Below are 19,852 nucleotides of genomic sequence, written 5' to 3'. Positions count from 1 at the left end.
GGACCCCGGTGACAGGGGCGGGGTGTCGCTCGCGGGGCGTGCCGGGGCAGCCCCGCGCACGCCGGCCGCCGGTTACTCCGGCTGCGCGTCGGAGGTGACCTCGATGGTGCCGGCGATGATGTCCGCTTTGAGCTGCTCGACCTCGGCCTTCAGCTCGTCGGAGACGCGGTCGTCGAACTCGTTGTACGGGGCCAGCGAGACGCCGTTGTTCTCCAGGTTCCCCAGGTAGCCCGGGTCGGCGCTGAGCTCGTCGCCGTTCGCGCCGGCCAGCACGGCCTGCTTCACCGCGTCCGGGATGTTCTTGACCACGGTGGTCAGGAAGGTGTCGCAGTACTGCTCGGCGCTCTCGCAGCCGTCGACGTCGACCCAGATCACGCTGTACGCGCCACCGGCGGCCTGCGCGGCGGCGGCGGTACCCAGCCCGGCGCCACCGGCGACCGGCATGATCACGTCGGCGCCCTGGGCGACCAGGCTGTCGCCGACCTTCTTGCCCTCGTCCTGCTTGACGAAGTCGTTGGTGAACGAGCCGTTCTGGGTCGCCTTGTCCCAGCCGAGCACCTGCACGTCGGCGCTCTTGGCCTGGTTGTAGTGGGCGACGCCGTCGACGAAGCCGTCCATGAAGATGGTCACCGGCGGGATCGGCAGGCCGCCGTAGGTGCCGACGATGCCGCTCTCGGAGAAGCCGGCCGCCAGGTAGCCGGCGAGGAACGCGGCCTGGGCGGTGTCGAACTGCATCGGGTAGACGTTGGCCAGGTCGGTCGTGGCGTCGACGATGCCGAACTGCTGGTCCGGGTTGGCTTCGGCGACCGCGATGGTCGCGTCGCGCATCAGGCCGCCGACGGCGAGGATGAAGTCGCAGTCCCCGGTGACGTAGCCGGTCAGGTTCGGCTCGTAGTCGGCCTCGGCGCTGGAGGCGACGTAGTCCCCGTCGACCGCGTCGTTCTCGCTCTGCGCCGCCTCGATGCCGGCCCAGGCCGAGGCGTTGAAGGACCGGTCGTCGATTCCGCCGACGTCGGTCACCATGCACGCCTTGTACGCCTCGGTGGCCTCGCCCCCGGTGCCGTCCGTGCCTTCGTTATCGGGTGCCTCGCCACACGCGGCAGCGGTGAGCGCCAGCCCACCCGCCGCGAACATCGAGACGATCCGCATCCCACGCGTAGCGCGCAAGACGGTCTCCTTCCATTGCACACCGCAGACTGTCGCGGCATCGAGTCCCCACCCGGCCGGTCGGACCGGACATACTTTGGACGGGAGCGTACGCGCGGTCCCGTCCACCGGCCGACAATCGTGCACGACTGTTGAGCCGCCGTTACCCTCGCGTAACTCTCCCGCGCGGGAGATCACCTGCGGATCCGCAGGATCGCTCCCGCCGCCGACCCTATAAGGGGCGGCAGCGGGTCGTCGGCGGTTCACCCGGTCGTGACCTGGGCAGGTGACGGCACGGTCGGTCGCCGTACGGTGGCGTGATGTCAGCGCCAGAAGACGGCGACGGCGGCGTTGACCAACGTCAGCACGATGATCGCCAGGAAATGCCCCTTGTTGACCGATTCGCGCTTACGGGAGAAGAAGACCATCGCCAGGATGGCGAGCCCGAGCACCAGTTTGGTAACGAGTTTCGCCGGGGCCGGTTCGTCGCCGTCGCGCAGCGGCGCGGACAACCCGATCCCGGTGACGACCTGGATCACCGCGCCCCAGAGCATCGCCGGGTTGATCCGGATGCGGCCGCTGAACCACTGGACGGTGGCGCCACCGAGCAGCAATGCGAACCCGATCAGGTGGGCATAGAGCAGGACGAGTCTGAAAGCTTCCACCTGCTCATCCTCGCGCACCGTGCCACGCCCGGCCGCCCCCGGGTCCGGCACGTCCTACCCCCTCAAAGCAGCGGGCAGCTGTCGATGTACTCGGAGAAGGCGCGGTCGTCGGCCGGCGGTGGGCAGAGGAACTGCTCGTACCGCAGGTCGTCGTCGACGAACCGCTTCAACCAGGCGACACTGGACGAGGCGATTGTGGCGTTCGGGATGTTGGGCGCGAAGTGGCTGGCACCCCGCAGCTCCAGGTACGCCGACTCGAGGTCGGCCGGGAAGCTCGCGTGGAACTGTTCCGAGTGGCGCCGTACCGAAGCGATGCCGTCCCGCTCTGCTCCGATGATCATCGTCGGCACCTGCAGGTCGGACCAGTTCTTGGTCAGGTTCCACGGGGTCAACGGGATGGCTGCCCGCAGTTCCGGCCGGGCGTCCGCCGCTTCCAGGGCTCCTCCCCCACCCATCGAGTGTCCGATCACCGCCAACCGGTCAGCGTCGACCCGGTCCCGCACCGGACTTTCCTGAGTGAGGAAGTCCAGCGCGGCGAGCATCTGCCGGCCCCGACTGGCCGGCTGGTCGGTCGTCCGGTTCGTGTCGATGTTGAACACCACGAAGCCCTGCGACGCCAGCCTCGGCGCCAGCCACGCCATCGACGACTGCCTGGCGGTGAAGCCGGGTGCGATCACCACACCGCCGAAGGTGCCCTCCGTGGTCGACGTCGGGAAGAAGATGGTCCCACCCCCGAATCCCGAGGCCTGGGAACGGCGTACCACCGTATCGTCGATGTCGAACGGACCGTTGGCCGCCGCGATGCTGGCCGCCGACGGCGCCGGTCCCCGCTCGAACGGGCTCTCCGCCGCCTGCGCGGTCGGCGCTAGTACGACGCCGGCGGAGATCGCCGCCGCCGCCGCGCCGCCGACGAAGAGGTTCCGCAGCCGGAGCCAGCCCGGACGGTCGACCGGACGGCGGCGCCGCCCGCGCGGCGACCGGTAGGTCGCCGTCGATGCTGTCTGTCCTGTCACGATCCTGATGTCCTCCCTCGTCGCGACAGGAACGTTTACGCAGGTCAATAGGCTATCCCGCACCTGTCGCAACTCGAAGTACGGCGATCGGACACCAGCGGTTCGTGGGTTGGCCGAACGGATGGACACCTCGGCACGAACAGCCAACCGTGCAGCCAACCGCGTGATCGACAGGTCGGCGTCGGGTGCCTGCGTGGACACCCCGGCGATGCGTGGAGCGGAGACCTCGTGGCTCAGGCGCCGGGCCGACGTCGCGGTCGGTCAGGACTGTCTACGCAGCCCGATGACCTGCAGCAGGGCGAACAGGCCGACGACCGCTGTCTGCATGACGATCCAGACTCGGGCGATTGTGGAAGGATCACCGATCCCGGCAGCCGCCACCACCAGACTTGCCGACACCCAGATCACATTGACGGCCACCACCGTAGCTGCGGCGCTGGCGCTGATCGTCGAGCGGCCGCCGACGAGCCAGACAACGACACCGAAGACGAGCAGGAAGACCCCGATGCCCCGGAGAAATCCCGTGGACAGGTCGAAGAGATCGCCGAGCATGCTGGCCGCCACAAGGTACGCCAGTCCGTTCATGCCGGTAACCACGGCATCCAGCTTCAACGCGAGTCGGAGGAACTTGTCGGATGCGCCGTCTGCAACGGAGCCGCGTGCCGCGGCAGCAGGAGTAGTCATGAGATGACACCTTGGCACCAACAGCCAGGTACCACTGCTGGTTCCGGTGATCGAAGACGGGTTCCGCGCTCCTCTCAGCACGCTCACAGCGTGTCTGCAGCATCATCGCCGGCATGCGAGCGGTGATGTTCGACGCGTACGGCCCGCCCGACGTGCTCAGCCAGGTCGATCTGCCGACACCCGTACCCAGTGGCGATCGGGTGCTGGTCCGGGTGCACGCCACCACGGTGACCTCCGCCGAGTGCGGGATGCGCCGGGGTGAGCCCCGGTGGGGCCGGGCGATCATCGGTCTGCGTCGCCCGCGCAACGGGATCCGGGTGCTCGGGCTGGAGTTCGCCGGCGAGGTCACCGCGACCGGGCCGGCGGTTAGCCGGTTCCGGGTCGGCGACCGGGTCTTCGGCTTCACCGGCTTCGGTGTCGGGGCGAACGCCGAGTACAAGTGCCTGTCGGAGCGGGCGTCGATGGCAACGATGCCGGCGAATGTGACGTACCCGCAGGCTGCCGCGACCGTCGACGGATTCACCACCGCCTGGCACTTCCTGCATGACCTGGCCGGCCTGCGACCCGGCCAGAAGGTGCTGGTCGTCGGAGCCTCCGGCAGCATCGGCACGTACGCCGTCCAGCTTGCGAAGCACCTCGGCGCCGAGGTGCACGGCGTGTGCAGCGGCCGCAACGTCGAGTTGGTCGGCTCGCTCGGCGCACACCGGGTGTTCGACTACACCGCCGAGGATTTCACCGCCAGCGGCGAACGCTACGACGTGGTCTTCGACACCGTCGGTCGCAGCTCGTTCGCCCAGTGCCGGCCGGTGCTCGCCCGGCGCGGCTGCTACCTGCCGACGACCGGCCTGATGACGAACAGCCTGCTGGCGGCCGGCACAGCTGTCACCCGCGGCCGGCGGGTCCGGACCGGGATGTCGGTACGCAAGCACACCGCCCTGGCCGCGCTGCGGGACCTGCTCGGCGACGGCCGGCTCCGGGTCGTCATCGACCGCAGCTACCCGTTGGCCGAGATCGTCGAGGCCCACCGGTACGTCGACAGCGGACACAAGGTCGGCAACGTCGTGATCACCGTCGTGGACGGCGACGCCCCCGCCTGAGTGGCGCCGCGCCGGGCACACGGCTCGGGAACCCAAGGTGTCTCCGCAGGTCTGATGCCACAGGTGCGTCAAAATGCACCTGTGGCATCAGCGCCCGGTTCAGGCCGACGGATGCTGAGCGGGTGCCAGGCTGTCGTGGGTGTCCGGCGCGGTTGCCGGTGCCGACCCGGCGCGGTCGAGGCGGGTGGCGGCAACGTACCCGAGCAGCAGCCCGACGGCGATCGCGCCGGGCAGGTAGGTGATGCCGTCGTACGCTCGCCCGTACTCCATCGGGAAGAGCGCGAGCCGGGACAGGGCAAGTGCGGCAAAGACCGTGCCGGGCGTGATGAGAATCCCGACGATCAACAGTGGCACGGTGAGAAGCAGGTGCAGGCCGATGCGTCGCGGGGAGGGTGACCGGCTGTGTATTCCGACGACGGCCCAGGCCGCTGCGGAGACCCCGAAGGCTACGGGCAGGGTGACGACGCGGATCCGTGACGCGCTGGGCCCGGTATTCACCGATGACATGTTCGCGGAGGCGTTCCCTGCGGGAGGCCGTCCGGCGGTGTCGCCGGGGGCGTTGGCGCTGGTGTCGGTGCTGCAGTACGCCGAAGGGCTCAGTGACCGGCAGGCCGCCGACCAGGTCCGGGCGAGGATGGACTGGAAGTATCTGCTCGGCCTGGAACTCGACGATCCCGGGTTCGACTTCACGGTGCTCAGCGACTTCCGTGCCCGGCTGATCAAGCACGGCATCGAGGAGAAAATACTGGATGTGGTCCTGGACCGGTGCGCGCGGTAGGGACTGCTGCGCGCTGGCGGTCGACAGCGGACGGACTCCGCGCATGTCCTCGCGGCGGTGCGCACGCTGAACCGGATGGAGTTCGTCGGGGAGACCCTGCGGGCGGCCCTGGAGGTCCTGGCCGCAACCGTACCGGCGTGGCTGACGCCGCTGATCGACGCCGGCTGGGTCGAACGCTACGGCGCCCGTGTCGACTCCTACCGGTTCCCCAAGGGCGACGACGTGCGTACCCGCTGGGCTGAACAGGTCGGCCGGGACGGCTACCCGATCCTGGACGCGATCGCCGCCAGCGCAGCGCCCGCGTGGCTGCGCGAGATCCCCGCGGTCCAGGTCCTGGCCTGGCATGGCAGCAGCAGTACCACCGTGACGGCGAGGAGGTGCGCTGGCGGGAGGGCAAAGACCTCCCGCCGAGCAGAGACCGGGCCGTCGAGGGAACCGTCATTGTTGTCAAAACGGGCCCGAGACAACAATGTGGGTTCCCTCGGCGCATGGCCACGCGACGCGGGCCCGCCCTCGCCGGTTCAGCCAGCACCGCGAGGCAGGGGGCGGGCTGCCGGCACGGGACCTGCCGGCAGCCCGGGCGTCGTCCGCGACCGCCGGGAACGGGGGATCCGGGGGTAGCAGATGTTGCCATGTCAACCGTACGCCTTCCTGGCCGATGCGCGCCGCCCCGGAAGTTCCTAATCAATCACTCTTCGTCATGCCACATGAGCTGACGTGCGGCTTCAGCGACTGATCCGGACAACGAAGGATAAATTGTGATTGTGTGCGCCAATTGGCTCACCGTCATGTGGTTCTCGACCGCGACGGTGATCGGCATGATCAACTCGCTGGCCTTGGGAGCCACCACCACCCCGCCAATGACCTGCCCGCTGGCTGGCCGGCAGAACAGCTTGACGAAGCCGTCCCGCAGGTCGACCATCTTCGCTCGGGCGTTGCCGGCCAGCGGCAGCATCACCTGCCGGGCCTGCACCCGCCCGTCGTCCACCTCGTCCTGGGACACCCCGACGGTGGCCAGCTCCGGATCGGTGAAGACGTTCGCCGCGACGGTACGTAGCCGCAGCGGCACCACCGCCTCGCCGAGCGCGTGCCACATCGCGATCCGGCCCTGCATCGCCGCGACGCTGGCCAGCGGCAGCACACCGGTGCAGTCGCCGGCCGCGTAGATGCCCGGCACATTGGTACGCGACACCCGGTCCACCGGCACGTGCCCACTGTCCGCGACGGTCACCCCGTACTCGGCGAGCCCCAGGTCCGCCGTGTTCGGCACCGAGCCGACCGCGATCAACGCGTGCGAGGCGGTCACCGTACGGCCGTCACTGAGCCGCACCTCGACCCCGTCGCCGACCCGGGTGACCGCGTCGGCGCGCGAGTTGTTCAGAATCGTCATGCCCCGGGCCCGGAACACCTGCTCGATCGCCATCGCCGCGTCGGCGTCCTCGTGCGGCATCACCCGGTCCCGGCTGGAGACGAGGGTCACCGGCACCCCCATCGCCAGGTACGCGCTGGCGAACTCGGCACCGGTCACCCCGGAGCCGACCACCACCAGGTGCTCGGGCAGGGCCGGCAGGTCGTACACCTGCCGCCAGGTCAGGATGCGTTCGCCGTCGGGCACGGCGGTGGGCAGCTGCCGGGGCGTGGCGCCGGTAGCGACCAGTACGGTCGACGCCTCGATCGGGTACTCAACGTCACCGTTGTCGGGGCTGACGAGCACCCGGTGGGTGTGACCTAGCGTGTCCTCACCGAGCCAGGCCCGACCCGCGACGAATGTCACACCGGCCTTGACGAGTTTGCTGCGCACGTCGGCCGACTGGGCCAGCGCGAGCCGCTTCACCCGGTCGTGCACCGCCGCCGCGTCGACGGTGACCGCCTCCAGCCCGTCGGAGTCGATGCCGAACTCCTCGGTGTCCCGGTACCCGGTGACCACCTCTGAGCTGGCGATGAAGGTCTTGGATGGGACGCAGTCGGACAGCACGCAGGCGCCACCGGCCCCGTCCGCCTCGACCACCGTGACGTCGGCCCGCAGCTGCGCCGCGACCAACGCCGCCTCGTAGCCGGCCGGGCCACCGCCGATTATCACTATCCGCTTCAAAACGACTCTCTCCCCAAACTTGAACTTATGCTGACGAAACACCCGGCTGACGGCGGCCGTCGGCCAGTTGCCCGACACGCGACACGCTCACTCGTATTCTCCCTCACCCCCCTGCCGGGCTATCGTCATCGCCGTGCGTCACTACGCCGCGTATGGCTCAAACCTCGACCCTGCTCGAATGCGTGCTTACTGTCCGCATTCGCCGATGGTGGGCACCGGCTGGCTGGAAGGCTGGCGGCTCACCTTCGCCGGTGAGGGGGTGATCGGCTGGGAGGGAGCGGTCACCACCATCGTGGAGTCGCCGGGCGACCGGGTCTTCGTCGCACTCTACGACGTACATCCGTGGGACGCCGCGCAGCTCGACGAGGTCGAGGGTGCGTTGGCCGGCACCTACCGGCGGCTGACCGTCCGGGCGGTCACCCTGGACGGTGCGGTCACCGCCTGGGTCTACGTCTTCGACGGGTACGAGGGCGGGCTGCCCACCGCCTGGTACCTGTCGGAGATCGCCAACGCCGCCGAGAAGGCCGGCGCGCCGGACGACTACGTCGCCGAGCTACGGAAGCGACCCACCCGTACCGCCACCGCCTGACCTGCCTTCCACCGGCCGAGCAGCAGAGCACCGGCGTACGCTCGTCAGTCGGCCGGCCGACCGGTCGCCGGCCGTACGTGGGACAGCGCAGCGTGCAGCAACTCGACGAGTTCCCGCCGGTGCTCCGCGCGCAGCGCGGCGAACGCCTGACCGGTGATCCGATTGGTCACCCGGTCCGCCCACAACCGGCGGCGGATCAGTGGGCCGACCGGCGGCCACGGCGGCGACCACCCGGCCGCGACGGCGGCCTTCGTCCCGTCCGGGCCGCCCAGCAGCGCCTCCACCGGCGTCAGCCCGGCCACCCGTACCGCCATCAGGTGGGCTCCGGAGCGGTACTCGGCGAGCAGCCGCACCGCGACGGCGGCCCGCGCCCCGGCAGCGTCGTCCGGCCGGGGCATCGCCCGCCAGGCGGCGAACAGCGGCATCGCGGTCGCGTCCGCCGCCCCCACCACCACCTCGGCCAGCTCGACCAGCCGGTCCACCTGTGGGTAGTCGCCGAGCTGCTCGGCACCCCACCGGCAGCATTCGGCCATGCTCACCGCCGCCACCCTGGTCGGGTCGGTCACCGCGCTGGCGACCTGCCAGCCGTCGGCCACCGCGTCGGCGGCAATGAACCCGAGCGCGGCCGCGACCGTTTCGGCCGGTACGCCGCCGAGCACCCCGGCCCGGCCGGCGATGTGGAACGCCCAGCCGCTGAGCCCCAGTTGGCGCGCCCGGCTCAACGTGCGCGGACACTCCTGGTACGCCGTACTCAACTCGTGCAGGCTGCGCCGGCACGCGCCGGCCGCCTGATCGGGAATCACCGCATCATCGCCCTTCGCCCACCCGCCCGGCCGGTCGCCGCCACCCACTTTCCGGTCAGCGGTCAGTCTGCGGCGCGGGCGGCTCCTCCAGCGCGGGCAGGTCCTCCAGCGCGGCTGCCACGTCGCCGGCGTACCGTCGGGCGGCGACGGCTGCCCGTTCCGCAGTCCTGCGCGCCACCTTACGACGGGCATGCTCCCGCTCGGCTGCTGAGCGTCGCCGTTCCCATTCGGCCAGTTGACGCTGTGCCTCGGCGACGGCGTCGGCCGCGTCCTGCTCGGCGGCGACGGCCCGGTCGAGTTCGGAGTGGGCTGCCCGCTGGCCGGCCTCGGCTTTGTCCAGCTCGTCAACCAACCGCCGCCGGCGGGCGGCCAGCGCCCGGGCGGCCTTGTCCGCCGCCCGCTCGCGCTCCCGCTGCGCTGCTGCCGAAGACTCCCCCGCCCGCGAAGACCCTGCCTTCCGCGAAGACTCCGCCTCCCGCGCGGACTCGGCCGCCCGGGTCGGCTCATCGGCGGCGGCCGCCTCATCGTCCGGGCCGACCAGCCGCAACCGGGGCCGCGGGACCTCACCGAAACCGGCGTAGCCGACCGCGCGGACCAGTCGGCCGGATCGCACCTGAGCGGCGATCTCCTCGTCGGCGAGGGCAGCGGACAGGGTCGCCTCGACCTCGCCCAGTGGCAGCTTCGTCGACGCCACCGCCGGGTCCTCGGCGACGGCCAGCTCCCGGCACTCGGCCACCAGCCCGTCGACCAACGCCCGCCGCCGGGTCGACAGCTCCCGCAGGTCCGGACCCCGCAGCTCCCGCTGAGCGGCGCGCAACTGACCGGAGAGTTCCACCAGGCCGTCGAGCAGGTCGGCGCGGCGCAGGGCGAGCAGGTTGACCAGCCAGGCGGCCACCGTCGGTTTGCGAAGCTTGCCGATGGCGCGGGCGGTGTCCGGGGCACTGCCCCGGGCGGCCGAGACGGCCTCGGTACGGGCCGCGACGAACCGCGCCGGCGGTACCGCGTACAGCCGTCGCACCACCTCGGCGGGTACTACGCTGCCGGTCACGGCGGCCCGGCTCAGCGTACCGAGGTGCCGGCCGGCAACCGGGCGTAGTCGCAACCGGCAAGCTTGGCCATGTTGCCGTCGGTGACCTTGTGCCCGGCGTCGTTGAGCAGCCCGTCGTGCAGGGCGAGCGCTCGGCGCGGGGCCACCGCACGGACGAACTCGACCGCCTCGGAGAGCTTCAGCCAGGGCGCGGAGACCGGCACGAACAGGATGTCCACCTCGGCATCGGTCGGCACGTCGAACGAGTCGCCCGGATGGTAGACCGAGTCGGCCAGCAGGAAGCCGAGGTTGGGCACCCGGGGCAGGTCGGGATGAATCTCGGCGTGCCATCCTCCGTACGCCTGGACCGGGATGCCGGCGGCCTCGAAGCGTTCCCCGGACTCGACGGCGGTCGCCACCTCACCGAGATCATCCAGCTTGGACATCACTGAGGAGTGAGTGTGGATGGTCACCGACGGTCGTCGGGCGAGGGCGTCGGTCAGCTGACCGACGTCGAGGTGGTCGAAGTGCTCGTGGGTGACGAGAACCGCGTCTACGCCATCGAGCGCGGCCGGCTCGCTGAACGCACCCGGGTCGATCACCAGCACCGCGCCGTCGTGTTCCACCCGTACGCAGGAATGCCCGAACTTGGTCAGTCGCACCGTGACCCCCTGTGAGCCGAATCGTGATCTGCCGCCTCGCAGTCTGCCGGAACCGGTCGGCTCGCGCCGCGCGTCTGAACGACACCTGGTGAAAGCGTATGACGATGCCGAGGAGCACCCCTTGACTGTGAACAACGGAAGACGAGGCCGGTGGCGCACCGGCGGCCGGCGCGGCGCGTCGGCCGGGACGGCGGTCCTGCTCGCCCTGCTGATCCTCGCTGGCTGCTCAGGGTCGGACGACTCCGGTGTCAGCAGCACTGCCGACATGCCGCAGCGGGCCGAACCGGCACCGGCGGGTGGCGCGCCGGGTGACGGCGGAGTGACCGGCGGGGACGACGCGGACGGCGAGGAGGCTGCCGGTGCGGACGCGGCCGGCGGCGCCGAACGGGGCGGTCAGGCCGACCGGCCGGACGGGACCTCGCCGGTCGACCTGGCGGTGGGCAACCGGTCGATCATCTACTCCGGGTCGATCACCGTGCAGGTGACCGACGTGCCGGCGAAGGCCAGTGAGGCGGCGACGATCGCCACCTCGGTCGGCGGGTTCGTCGGGCGCGACCAGCGCTCCGAGTACGAGTCGTACGGCCGGGCCACGCTGGAACTGCGGGTGCCGGCGGAGCAGTTCGACCAGGTTGTCGAACGGCTGTCCCGCCTCGGCAAGGAGGTCAGCCGGGAGTTGACCACCCAGGACGTCACTGAGGAGGTGCTCGACCTGGACGCCCGGATCACCACCCAGCAGGCCCGGGTGCGCAGCGGGCGGGCCCTGCTGGCCGAGGCGGAGACCCTGGCCGATCTGGTGATGCTGGAGTCGGAGCTGGCTAAACGGGAGGCGGACCTGGCGTCGCTGGAGGCCCGCAAACGTGGTCTGGACGACCTGGTGACACTGTCGCGGATCACCGTCGAGCTGATCGGCCCGGACGCGACGCCACCGGTAGACGACGAGTCGGAGCTGGGTTTCCTGGCCGGACTGGGGGCCGGTTGGCGGGCGTTCGTCGGATCCATGCAGGTACTGGTCACCGTGCTCGGCGCGCTGCTGCCATGGCTGATCGCTCTCGGCGTACCCACGTTGGGGGTGTTCTGGCTGGTGCGGACAACGCGGGACCGGTCCCGGCCGGTTCCGGCCGCCACCGCGCCGGCCGGCGGCGCACCGGCGGCAGCGGCGGCCGGCGGCCCGGTGCCGGCACCGCGACGTGACGGCGACAGCCCGGACGGCAACGACGCGGACGGTGACCGCGCGGTCGGCGGCCGGGTCGGCGGCGACCCGCCGGCCGGCTGATTCGCCGGTCAGTCGGCCTCGGCCAGCTGCAGCACGGTGTGGACGAGCAGGCGGACGCCGACGGCGATCGCCCGCTCGTCCACGTCGAACGAGGCACGGTGCAGGTCGCTGCTAGCCTCGGCGCGGCCGACGCCGAGGCGGGCCAGCGCACCCGGCACGTACTCCAGGTACCAGGAGAAGTCCTCGCCGCCCATGCTCTGCGGGGTGTCGGCGACCGCGGCGGGGCCGAGGGCCGCTGCGGTGGCGGCGGTGAGTACGCCGATCGTGGCGGCGTCGTTGATCACCGGTGGTCGACCGCGCAGGTACTCGATGTCGACCGTCGCGCCGGTCGGGGCGACCACTTCCCGGATGATCTGGGTGACGATGTCCGGTGCGGCGTCCCAGGTCGGCCGGTCGAGCACCCGTAGGGTGCCGGCGGCGCTGGCCTCGTTGGGGATCACGTTGTACTGGGTGCCGGCGGACGCCTGACCGAAGACCAGCAGCAGGCCGGCGTTGGCCGGCACCCGCCGGTTGACCAGCGCAGGCACCTCGGTGACCAGCCGACCAAGGGCGTTGACCAGGTCGACGGTCAGGTGCGGGCGGGCGGTGTGACCGCCCGGGCCGGTCAGCCGCACGCTGATGTTGTCCGCCGCCGCGGTGATCGGGCCGACCCGCAGCCCGACCCGGCCGACCGGCAGGTTCGGGTCGCAGTGCAGCGCGAAGATCTGGGTGACGTCCTCCAGCCCGCCGGCGGCGATGACCTCCAGCGAGCCGCAGGGCAGGATCTCCTCCGCCGGTTGGAAGATCAACCGGACCCGCTGGCCCAGCTCGCCGCGGTCGGCGAGCTGGGCGAGCAGCATCGCCACGCCGAGCAGTACGGTCGTGTGCACGTCGTGCCCGCAGGCGTGGCAGGCGCCCGGCACGGTCGACCGGTACGGCACGTCCTTGACGTCGGCCAGCGGCAGCGCGTCGATGTCGGCACGCAGCGCGACCACCGGGCCGTCGGCGGGGCCGGCGTCGATGTCGCAGATGACGCCGTTGCCCTTGGGTAGCAGCCGGGCGGTGAGCCCCATCCTGGTGAGCTGGTTGGCGATGAACGCGGCGGTCTCGAACTCGTGGCCGGACAGCTCCGGGTGGGCGTGCAGGTGCCGCCGGATCGCGGTCAACTGCCGCCCGCGGACATCGAGCAACTGGTCCAGCCCGGCCGGCAGGGGTTGGGCACCTGGCAGTGGATCGGGCCAGGACGACGCCATCTCGCTGCCGGTGGGCAACGTCAACGCACTCGTCACGTCAGATTCTCGATCACTGTGGATGGGATGGGACTCCGACAGCCTAGACCGGAGACGGTAACGCTGCGCAACGTCATTCGGGTAGTGACCGCATCGCGTATTGTCATGGAATGCCTGGTAGAGGCGGTCGGACCGCTGCGGTCCGCCCCGAATGTCACCATCGTAGGCAGCCACGGGTCCCACACCTCCTACACCGAGTAACGAGCCACGCAGCGACCCGGCTGCCGGTTCGACCGAAAACTGACAGATATCTGACTGTCGCGACATCCCCCGGTCCGGGCATGCCGTCTGATAACGACACCGTGACGGGTTGCGCACCTAGAGTCCGATATGATGTACATTGAGCTACCACACGACGACACAGAGTCGACTTCTCACCAACCTCGGCGCGTAGCTTTCGTTCCGCCGAGCGACCCAGCAAGATAGAGGGGTTGGTTCCCCGGCCCCTCAATTTCTCTCGGCGGCATTTCCTGTGACTCAGATTCCGACGTGGAGTGGCGGACCAGTCAGCTCTACCAGCGCACGGGCGGCACCCGGCACCACCATCGGTGGCCGGTACTCGCTGCGTGCCGCGGTCGGGCACGGTGGCATGGGCACCGTCTGGCGCGCCACCGACACCCTGCTCCGACGCGACGTGGCGGTCAAGGAGGTCGTCCTCCCTCCAGGGCTGGCCCCCAGCGACCGCGACGCGATGTACGAACGCACCCTGCGGGAGGCCCGCGCGGCGGCCGCACTGCAGCACCCGGCCGTGGTCCAGGTCTACGACGTGGTCACCGAGGGTGGCCGACCGTGGATCGTGATGGAGCTGCTGGACGCCCGCAGCCTGGCCGACATGGTGATCGAGGACGGCCCGGTCGCCCAGCGCGCGGTCGCCAAGATCGGCATCGCGCTGCTCGGCGCGTTGGAGGTCGCCCACGCCATCGGCGTCCTGCACCGCGACGTCAAGCCGGCGAACGTGCTGATCTGCACCGACGGTCGCTGCGTACTCACCGACTTCGGTGTCGCCCGGATGCCCACCGATGTCCAGCTCACCACGCCCGGGATGGTGCTCGGCTCGCCGCACTTCATCTCCCCGGAGCGGGCCATGGGCCAGGACTTCGGGCCGCCGAGTGATTTGTTCTCCCTCGGCGTCACCATCTACACGGCCGTCGAAGGACGCCCGCCCTTCGACAAGGGCGACCCGATCGAGACCATGCACGCCGTCGTTGAGGATCCGCCCGCCGTCCCAGTCCGGTCCGGCCCGCTCACCGAGGTGCTCTTCGGCCTGCTGGAGAAGGACCCGGCCCGACGCTTCGACGTGCCGACCGCCCGGAGCATGCTGCGCGAGCTGCTCGCCGGGCCGCTGGCCAGCAAGGCCCCGGCCAACCTGGTCACCGACCCGTACGCGGTGGTCTCGGTGCAGCGGCCGCCCAGCTGGCAGCAACAGGCTCCACCAGCACCGCCGGCGCAGCCCCAGCCGAGTGGCAAGATCGGCGGCCGGGCGATGATCGGCCCGGACGAGTCGCTCACCGACCGCCTCGCCGAGCTGCGCAAGGCCGGCCGGCAGATGCCGAGCGCGGCGCAGTGGTCCGCCGCTGGGCTGGACAACGCCAACCCGACCTCGCCAGCGGCCGGGGCGACCGCCGCGATGCCGATCAGCCAGACCGGCGTACCCGGTCCGCGTGGGCAGCAGCCGGGTCGACACGGCCACGGCCAGCAGGGCGACAACGGCCGGCAGAGCGGCCAGGGCGGTGCGCTACTCAGCCCGACCGGGGCGATGCCGGCGCCGAGCTGGGGCGACGGGCCGCCGGGCTGGGATCAACCACCGGCCGGTCGGCCGGCACCGGGAGGCGCCACCACCGCCGGAGCGATGCTGGACAAGGCGATAGCCGGGCTCCGGCAGGGCACCGGCAGCGCCGTCGAGAAGGTGAAGAGCTGGGACCGGAAGGTGCAGATCGGCGCGGCGGCCGGTGCCACGCTGCTGATCCTGCTGCTGTCCGTGACGCTGTTTAGTGGCGACGACGACGCGCCGCAGACCCCGTCTATCGTTGCGCCTGTCAACACTGAACCGCCAGGCCCATCATTCGAGACCCAAATCTACGTTGAGCGCGGCATTTCGGTTGCGGTACCCGACGACTGGGCCAGGACAGAAGCTGGGGTCTGGGTCGATTACACCGACCCAGAGGAGAGTGGGCGTCGCGTTCGACTCCTTGTCGAGAACGCAGGTCCCTCCACTCAGCCGTTGTCTTTCCTCAGAGCCGCAGGCGACCGGTTGTCGAACAATCGCGGCAGTTGCCAGGAGCCGTATCAGGAGGTCAGACTGGATGAGTCCACGATTGCAGACCAGCCATCAGCTGAACTGGAGTACACCTGCGGCGAGGGACAGGAACGACGACACGGAATCTGGCACGCCGTGGTCGCCAACGGAAAGGCGTACTCGTTCTTCCTGACCACTCCAGACGCCCAGTTCGAGGAAAGTAAGCCGATCTTCGAAGAAATGGTACGAACTTTCTCTTTGACGAACAGCTAAAGCATGGACCTCCTGCCCGAGGACCGGCACCCCTTCCCCAGGGCGTACCGGTCCTCGGGCAGCGCAATTTACAAGAGCTCCACCTGACCACTCACCAGGCAGTCTCCAGAGTTCCGCAAGCAGTAGGCGCTTGACGTCGGCGACGAGGTCGAATGCAGAAGACGACCTGCCCCTGATCGTGGTAGTTGCATGCCGGGATACCACCGCCCCTGGGCAACGGCAGTTCGCAAGGGCACGCTGGGACACAAAGTCGCCCGACACGGTCATCCAACACCAACTCGCAGCGATCAGCATCCGGGAAGCCCTGAAACCTGCAACTCTTCGAGACTTGACAAAACTCCCTACTAAGATGATCCCGCTGGCGACACCAGACGAGGAAGTGCCATCAAGAAGACAGGACAGCACGCCAAAAATTTGACCACGATAAATATCCAGTATTATCAACAACTACTCAAGTATCATGCCGGATACACTAGCTCGGAAGTGGTTCATGTCACAGCCCGCAACCTCGCCAATTGACGGCAGCTCATCCGACTACGACGATCCAGGTCTCCAGACTCTGCGTATCCGGGTGGCGGCCTGGCTCGACGACGAGCCGGACCCGGCCGCCCGCGCCGAACTGCAGACGCTGCTGGACCAGCTGCCGGGCAGCGCCGCCGAGCTGGCCGACCGGTTCGCCGGGCCGTTGACGTTCGGCACCGCCGGGCTGCGCGGCCCGCTGCGGGCCGGCCCGAACGGCATGAACCTGCAGGTCGTCACCAGGGCCGCCGCCGGGCTGGCGAGCTGGTTGACCGAGCAGGGCGGCACCGGACCGGTGGTGATCGGCTACGACGCGCGGCACGGGTCACGGGCCTTCGCGGTGCGCACCGCCGAGGTCGTCACCGGTGCCGGGCGGGACGCCTACCTGCTGCCCCGCCCGTTGCCCACCCCGGTGCTGGCGTACGCGATCCGCGCGCTCGACGCGGTGGCGGCGGTGATGGTCACCGCCAGCCACAACCCGCCACAGGACAACGGCTACAAGGTCTACCTCGGTGCCCAGCTCGGCGGACCGGCCGGTGCCGGCGCACAGATCGCGCCGCCCGCCGACCAACAAATCGAGGCGGCGATCCGGGCGGTCGGAAAGCTGGTCGACGTGCCGCTCGGCAGCCCCGGCAAGACGCTGGACGACGAGATCGTCGCCGGCTACCTGCGGACCGCCGTGGCGGTGGTGGACCCGGCCACCCCCCGGGCGCTGACCGTGGCGTACACGCCGCTGCACGGGGTCGGCGGGGCGGTGCTGCGGGAGGCGTTCGTCGGTGCCGGATTCCCGGCACCGCTGGTCGTCGCCGAGCAGGCCGAGCCGGATCCGCAGTTCCCCACCGTGGCGTTTCCCAACCCGGAGGAGCCGGGCGCGATGGACCGGGTCGTCGCGCTGGCCCGGGCACACGAAGCCGACCTGGCGATCGCCAACGACCCGGACGCCGACCGGTGTGCGGTCGCGGTGCCGCACGGCGGCGACGGGTGGCGGATGCTGCGCGGCGACGAGCTGGGGGTGCTGCTCGCCGATCAGCTGATCCGGCGGGGCCGGCACGGCCGCTACGCCACCACCATCGTCTCGTCGTCGCTGCTCGGCGCGCTGTGCACGGCGCGCGGCGAGCCGTACGCCGAGACCCTCACCGGCTTCAAGTGGATCGTCCGGGCCGGCAGCGACCTCGCGGACACCGCCGAGGTGCCGCTGGTCTACGGCTACGAGGAGGCACTCGGCTACTGTGTGGCGCCCGACCAGGTACGCGACAAGGACGGCATCACCGCCGCGCTGCTGCTCGCCGAGCTGGCCGCCGAGCTCAAGGCGGCCGGTCGGAGCCTGGCCGACCGGCTCGACGAACTGGCCTGCGAGTTCGGGGTGTACCAGACCGACCAGCTCGCCGTGCGGGTCGACGAGCTGAGTGAGATCGCCGCCGCGATGGCGTACCTGCGGGCGAACCTGCCGACGACGCTGCTCGGCGAGCCGGTCACCGCGACGCAGGATCTGCTGCCCGACGCCGACGTGGTGATCCTGCGTACCGGCACGGCCCGGGTCGTGGTCCGTCCTTCCGGGACGGAGCCGAAGCTGAAGGCGTACCTGGAGGTGGTCCAGCCGGTACGCGACGGCGACCCGGCCGCGGCCCGCGAACGGGCCGACCGGGCGTTGGCACGGCTGCGGACGGAGACATCGGCCGCCCTCAACATCAAATAATGTCCGGTTAGCCCTTTAGGCGCGACCAATTCATATTGCTGCTCGTTTAGCTGGTTATGCTGGCTAGCCGCTGCTTCGCCTACCTGACCGCCGCGACGCACCGGCGGTACGCGCTGCTTCCCTTCCACCGGCAGACCGCCCTGTTCCGGCTGGCCCGGCGGCCCGGCCAGGTCGCCCGATGCTGGCTGGCCCGACGCCTGCGGCCGGCCAGACCAACCGCCGCCGGGCTCCCCCGGCGATGGTCCGTACTGGACGGGCGCCCCGTCCTGGCCGTCGTCGACGATACGATCAGCCCGCTCAACGCCCACCGGCGCAACCTGCACCTCGTCACCGACGCACTGGCCCGGGCCGGGGTGGACCACTTCGTCATCCCGGCCGCATCCGGGCTCCGCAGCCGGGTCGGGGTGCCGGCCGGCGAGCGTACCGCCGCGCTGCGGGCGCTCGGCCGCGTCGGCGGCCTGGCCGTGGCGCGCGTCGGCCACCGGCACCGGCGACTGCCGGCCCGGCCCGGCTGGCGACTGCGCCGAAGCCCGGTGATCCGGGTCTTCCAGCCGGTGACCAGCGTCGACGGCGAGCTGACATACGGCGGGCAGGCCGCCTGCGAGATCGAGTTCTGGGCGGTCGACGGTGACCGGCTGCACGCGCCCCGCAGCAACGACGTCACCGCTGTGGTCCCGGCCCGGTCGGCCCCGGTACGGCTGACCGAGGCAGAGGCCTGCTGCTTCGCGCCGGAGGACCGGATCGCCCGGCACCTCACTCGTACCCCGTTCACCCGTCGGCCGGCGACCTGGCCCGACTTCCCGGTCGACCTGGTCTGCTGCTGGACCGACCCGACCGACCCGCGGTGGCGGTCCCGCCGGCAGCGGGCCATAGCCCGCACCGCCGGGCCGGTGCCACGAGCCCGGCGCGCCGACCGGCACCGCCGCAGCGGCGGTGCCCGCCCGACGGGCCACGCCGGCGACGGATGGGTCGGCTGGGACGGCACCGAAGAACTGCGTCACCTGCTCCGCTCGGTGCACCTGCACGCGCCCTGGATCCGGCGGATCTTCCTGATCACCGCAGACCAGGTGCCGGGCTGGCTCGACGTGGACGATCCACGGTTGACCATGGTCGACCACCGCGACCTGCTCGGTGGCCACACCGTGCTGCCCACCTTCAACCCGTACGCCGTCGAATCCGCGGTGCACGAAATCGACGGCCTGGCGGAACGGTTCCTCTACCTGCCCGGCAACGTCTTTCTCGGCCGGCCGGTCGACCGGACCACGTTCTTCGAGGCCAACGGGATCCCGAAGGTGCTGCTCAACCGGCCGCCCGGGCCGGGCCGGGGAGCCAGCCAACCGGCCGGCTCAGGAGACACCCCGGCGGTGGCCGCCGCGCGGCGCGTCTTCGCCGACCAGTTCGACCGCCTCGTCGACCCGGGCGCCCCGCTCGGCGTGCCGTTGCCGGTGCGCCGCTCCACACTGGCCGAGATCTGCGCCAGCAGTCCCGAGATGGTCGCCCGGATTCGTGGCCACCAGATCAGGCAACCGGACGACGTGTCACTGATCCGCTCGCTGCACCAGCACTGGTCGTACCTGCGGGGCACCGCGATCCCCGGGTCGCTGCGCCTGCACCGCGTCGACCCGGCCGCCCCCGAGGCCGCGCCGCGGCTACACCGACTACTCGACCGGCGTGACGTGGACACGTTCGGGCTGGACACCGAGCTCACCGACGCGGTCGACTCCGTCGCCCGCCGGCTACGGGTCGAGTTCCTCAACCGCTACTTCCCGACCCCGTCACCGTTCGAGGTCGACGCGGAGACCGCAGCGGCCCGCGCTCCGTTCACCGCGACCGAGCTGGCGCAGCGCCTGCTGCGCCCGCCGGTCGGTCGGTTCCCGGCCGGACCGCAGCTACAGCTGGCCGACGCGCCGCGGCAGGCCCGCCACCGCGACACCGGGTATCCCGCACAGCCGGGCCCGCTGTCGGCGGCCGACCCGGTCCCGGTCACCGAGGTGCTGGTGGGACACCGCTGCGGCTGACCGGCCACCGGGT

General features: G+C 70.8%; 18 protein-coding genes. 8 read left to right on the top strand and 10 right to left on the bottom strand.

Features of this window, described 5'->3' with window-relative positions; genetic code table 11:
* Nucleotides 1–72: 72 nt before the first annotated feature.
* The 4 genes from ACFHWS_RS12510 to ACFHWS_RS12495 form a co-directional block, all read right to left on the bottom strand.
* Nucleotides 73–1,149, bottom strand: a complete 1,077-nt coding sequence (locus ACFHWS_RS12510) for a BMP family lipoprotein (protein WP_416555452.1) — start codon at nucleotides 1,147–1,149, stop codon at nucleotides 73–75.
* A gap of 320 nt (nucleotides 1,150–1,469) precedes the next feature.
* Nucleotides 1,470–1,811 (bottom strand): hypothetical protein, encoded by a 342-nt coding sequence (locus ACFHWS_RS12505; protein ID WP_416555426.1) that lies wholly within the window; start codon nucleotides 1,809–1,811, stop codon nucleotides 1,470–1,472.
* 62 nt (nucleotides 1,812–1,873) lie between these two features.
* Nucleotides 1,874–2,824: an alpha/beta hydrolase family protein gene (locus ACFHWS_RS12500; protein ID WP_416555424.1), complete on the bottom strand. Its 951-nt coding sequence runs from the start codon at nucleotides 2,822–2,824 to the stop codon at nucleotides 1,874–1,876.
* A 261-nt stretch (nucleotides 2,825–3,085) separates the two neighbouring features.
* A complete protein-coding gene (locus tag ACFHWS_RS12495) occupies nucleotides 3,086–3,589 on the bottom strand; it encodes a hypothetical protein (RefSeq protein ID WP_416568229.1) in 504 nt (167 codons plus the stop codon).
* 32 nt (nucleotides 3,590–3,621) lie between these two features.
* Here ACFHWS_RS12495 and ACFHWS_RS12490 point away from each other — a divergent pair, with 32 nt between their 5' ends.
* Nucleotides 3,622–4,605, top strand: coding sequence for an NAD(P)-dependent alcohol dehydrogenase (locus ACFHWS_RS12490; RefSeq protein ID WP_416555420.1), 984 nt, complete (start codon nucleotides 3,622–3,624; stop codon nucleotides 4,603–4,605).
* Nucleotides 4,606–4,704: 99 nt separating this feature from the next.
* Here ACFHWS_RS12490 and ACFHWS_RS12485 read toward each other — a convergent pair whose 3' ends face one another.
* Nucleotides 4,705–4,950 (bottom strand): hypothetical protein, encoded by a 246-nt coding sequence (locus ACFHWS_RS12485; RefSeq protein WP_416555418.1) that lies wholly within the window; start codon nucleotides 4,948–4,950, stop codon nucleotides 4,705–4,707.
* 31 nt (nucleotides 4,951–4,981) lie between these two features.
* Between ACFHWS_RS12485 and ACFHWS_RS12480 the strand changes: the two genes are divergently transcribed.
* On the top strand, nucleotides 4,982–5,383 hold the full coding sequence (locus ACFHWS_RS12480; RefSeq protein ID WP_416555416.1) for a transposase: 402 nt from the start codon (nucleotides 4,982–4,984) through the stop codon (nucleotides 5,381–5,383).
* 57 nt (nucleotides 5,384–5,440) lie between these two features.
* A complete protein-coding gene (locus ACFHWS_RS12475) occupies nucleotides 5,441–6,004 on the top strand; it encodes a hypothetical protein (protein WP_416555414.1) in 564 nt (187 codons plus the stop codon).
* Between the two features lie 67 nt (nucleotides 6,005–6,071).
* Here ACFHWS_RS12475 and ACFHWS_RS12470 read toward each other — a convergent pair whose 3' ends face one another.
* A complete protein-coding gene (locus ACFHWS_RS12470) occupies nucleotides 6,072–7,475 on the bottom strand; it encodes an NAD(P)H-quinone dehydrogenase (RefSeq protein ID WP_416555412.1) in 1,404 nt (467 codons plus the stop codon).
* A gap of 133 nt (nucleotides 7,476–7,608) precedes the next feature.
* Here ACFHWS_RS12470 and ACFHWS_RS12465 point away from each other — a divergent pair, with 133 nt between their 5' ends.
* A complete protein-coding gene (locus ACFHWS_RS12465) occupies nucleotides 7,609–8,064 on the top strand; it encodes a gamma-glutamylcyclotransferase family protein (RefSeq protein WP_416555410.1) in 456 nt (151 codons plus the stop codon).
* Nucleotides 8,065–8,108: 44 nt separating this feature from the next.
* Here ACFHWS_RS12465 and ACFHWS_RS12460 read toward each other — a convergent pair whose 3' ends face one another.
* The 3 genes from ACFHWS_RS12460 to ACFHWS_RS12450 are packed head-to-tail and all read right to left on the bottom strand — an operon-like array spanning nucleotide 8,109 to nucleotide 10,556.
* Entirely contained in the window at nucleotides 8,109–8,867 is a 759-nt protein-coding gene (locus ACFHWS_RS12460) for an SCO6745 family protein (RefSeq protein WP_416568228.1), read from the bottom strand.
* Nucleotides 8,868–8,922: 55 nt separating this feature from the next.
* Nucleotides 8,923–9,915, bottom strand: coding sequence for a hypothetical protein (locus tag ACFHWS_RS12455; protein ID WP_416568227.1), 993 nt, complete (start codon nucleotides 9,913–9,915; stop codon nucleotides 8,923–8,925).
* Between the two features lie 11 nt (nucleotides 9,916–9,926).
* Entirely contained in the window at nucleotides 9,927–10,556 is a 630-nt protein-coding gene (locus tag ACFHWS_RS12450) for an MBL fold metallo-hydrolase (RefSeq protein WP_416555404.1), read from the bottom strand.
* A gap of 127 nt (nucleotides 10,557–10,683) precedes the next feature.
* Here ACFHWS_RS12450 and ACFHWS_RS12445 point away from each other — a divergent pair, with 127 nt between their 5' ends.
* The gene (locus tag ACFHWS_RS12445) at nucleotides 10,684–11,829 is read left to right on the top strand and encodes a DUF4349 domain-containing protein (RefSeq protein WP_416568233.1); all 1,146 of its coding nucleotides are present in this window, start codon (nucleotides 10,684–10,686) and stop codon (nucleotides 11,827–11,829) included.
* Between the two features lie 8 nt (nucleotides 11,830–11,837).
* Here ACFHWS_RS12445 and ACFHWS_RS12440 read toward each other — a convergent pair whose 3' ends face one another.
* Nucleotides 11,838–13,097 (bottom strand): amidohydrolase, encoded by a 1,260-nt coding sequence (locus ACFHWS_RS12440; RefSeq protein ID WP_416568226.1) that lies wholly within the window; start codon nucleotides 13,095–13,097, stop codon nucleotides 11,838–11,840.
* A gap of 472 nt (nucleotides 13,098–13,569) precedes the next feature.
* Between ACFHWS_RS12440 and ACFHWS_RS12435 the strand changes: the two genes are divergently transcribed.
* From ACFHWS_RS12435 to ACFHWS_RS12425, 3 genes are all read left to right on the top strand, one after another.
* Nucleotides 13,570–15,606 (top strand): protein kinase domain-containing protein, encoded by a 2,037-nt coding sequence (locus tag ACFHWS_RS12435; protein ID WP_416568225.1) that lies wholly within the window; start codon nucleotides 13,570–13,572, stop codon nucleotides 15,604–15,606.
* Nucleotides 15,607–16,096: 490 nt separating this feature from the next.
* Nucleotides 16,097–17,821 carry a phospho-sugar mutase gene (locus ACFHWS_RS12430; RefSeq protein ID WP_416568224.1) on the top strand — a complete coding sequence of 575 codons (1,725 nt, stop codon included), beginning with the start codon at nucleotides 16,097–16,099 and terminating at the stop codon, nucleotides 17,819–17,821.
* Nucleotides 17,822–17,877: 56 nt separating this feature from the next.
* Nucleotides 17,878–19,839: a hypothetical protein gene (locus ACFHWS_RS12425; RefSeq protein ID WP_416568223.1), complete on the top strand. Its 1,962-nt coding sequence runs from the start codon at nucleotides 17,878–17,880 to the stop codon at nucleotides 19,837–19,839.
* Nucleotides 19,840–19,852: the final 13 nt, after the last annotated feature.

Origin of the sequence: Micromonospora sp. LOL_013 (genome assembly GCF_048060315.1) — a bacterium.
Lineage (GTDB): Bacteria > Actinomycetota > Actinomycetes > Mycobacteriales > Micromonosporaceae > Micromonospora_E.
The sequence above is the reverse complement of the archived record's forward strand: the minus strand, read 5'-3'. Positions and strand labels throughout refer to the sequence as shown.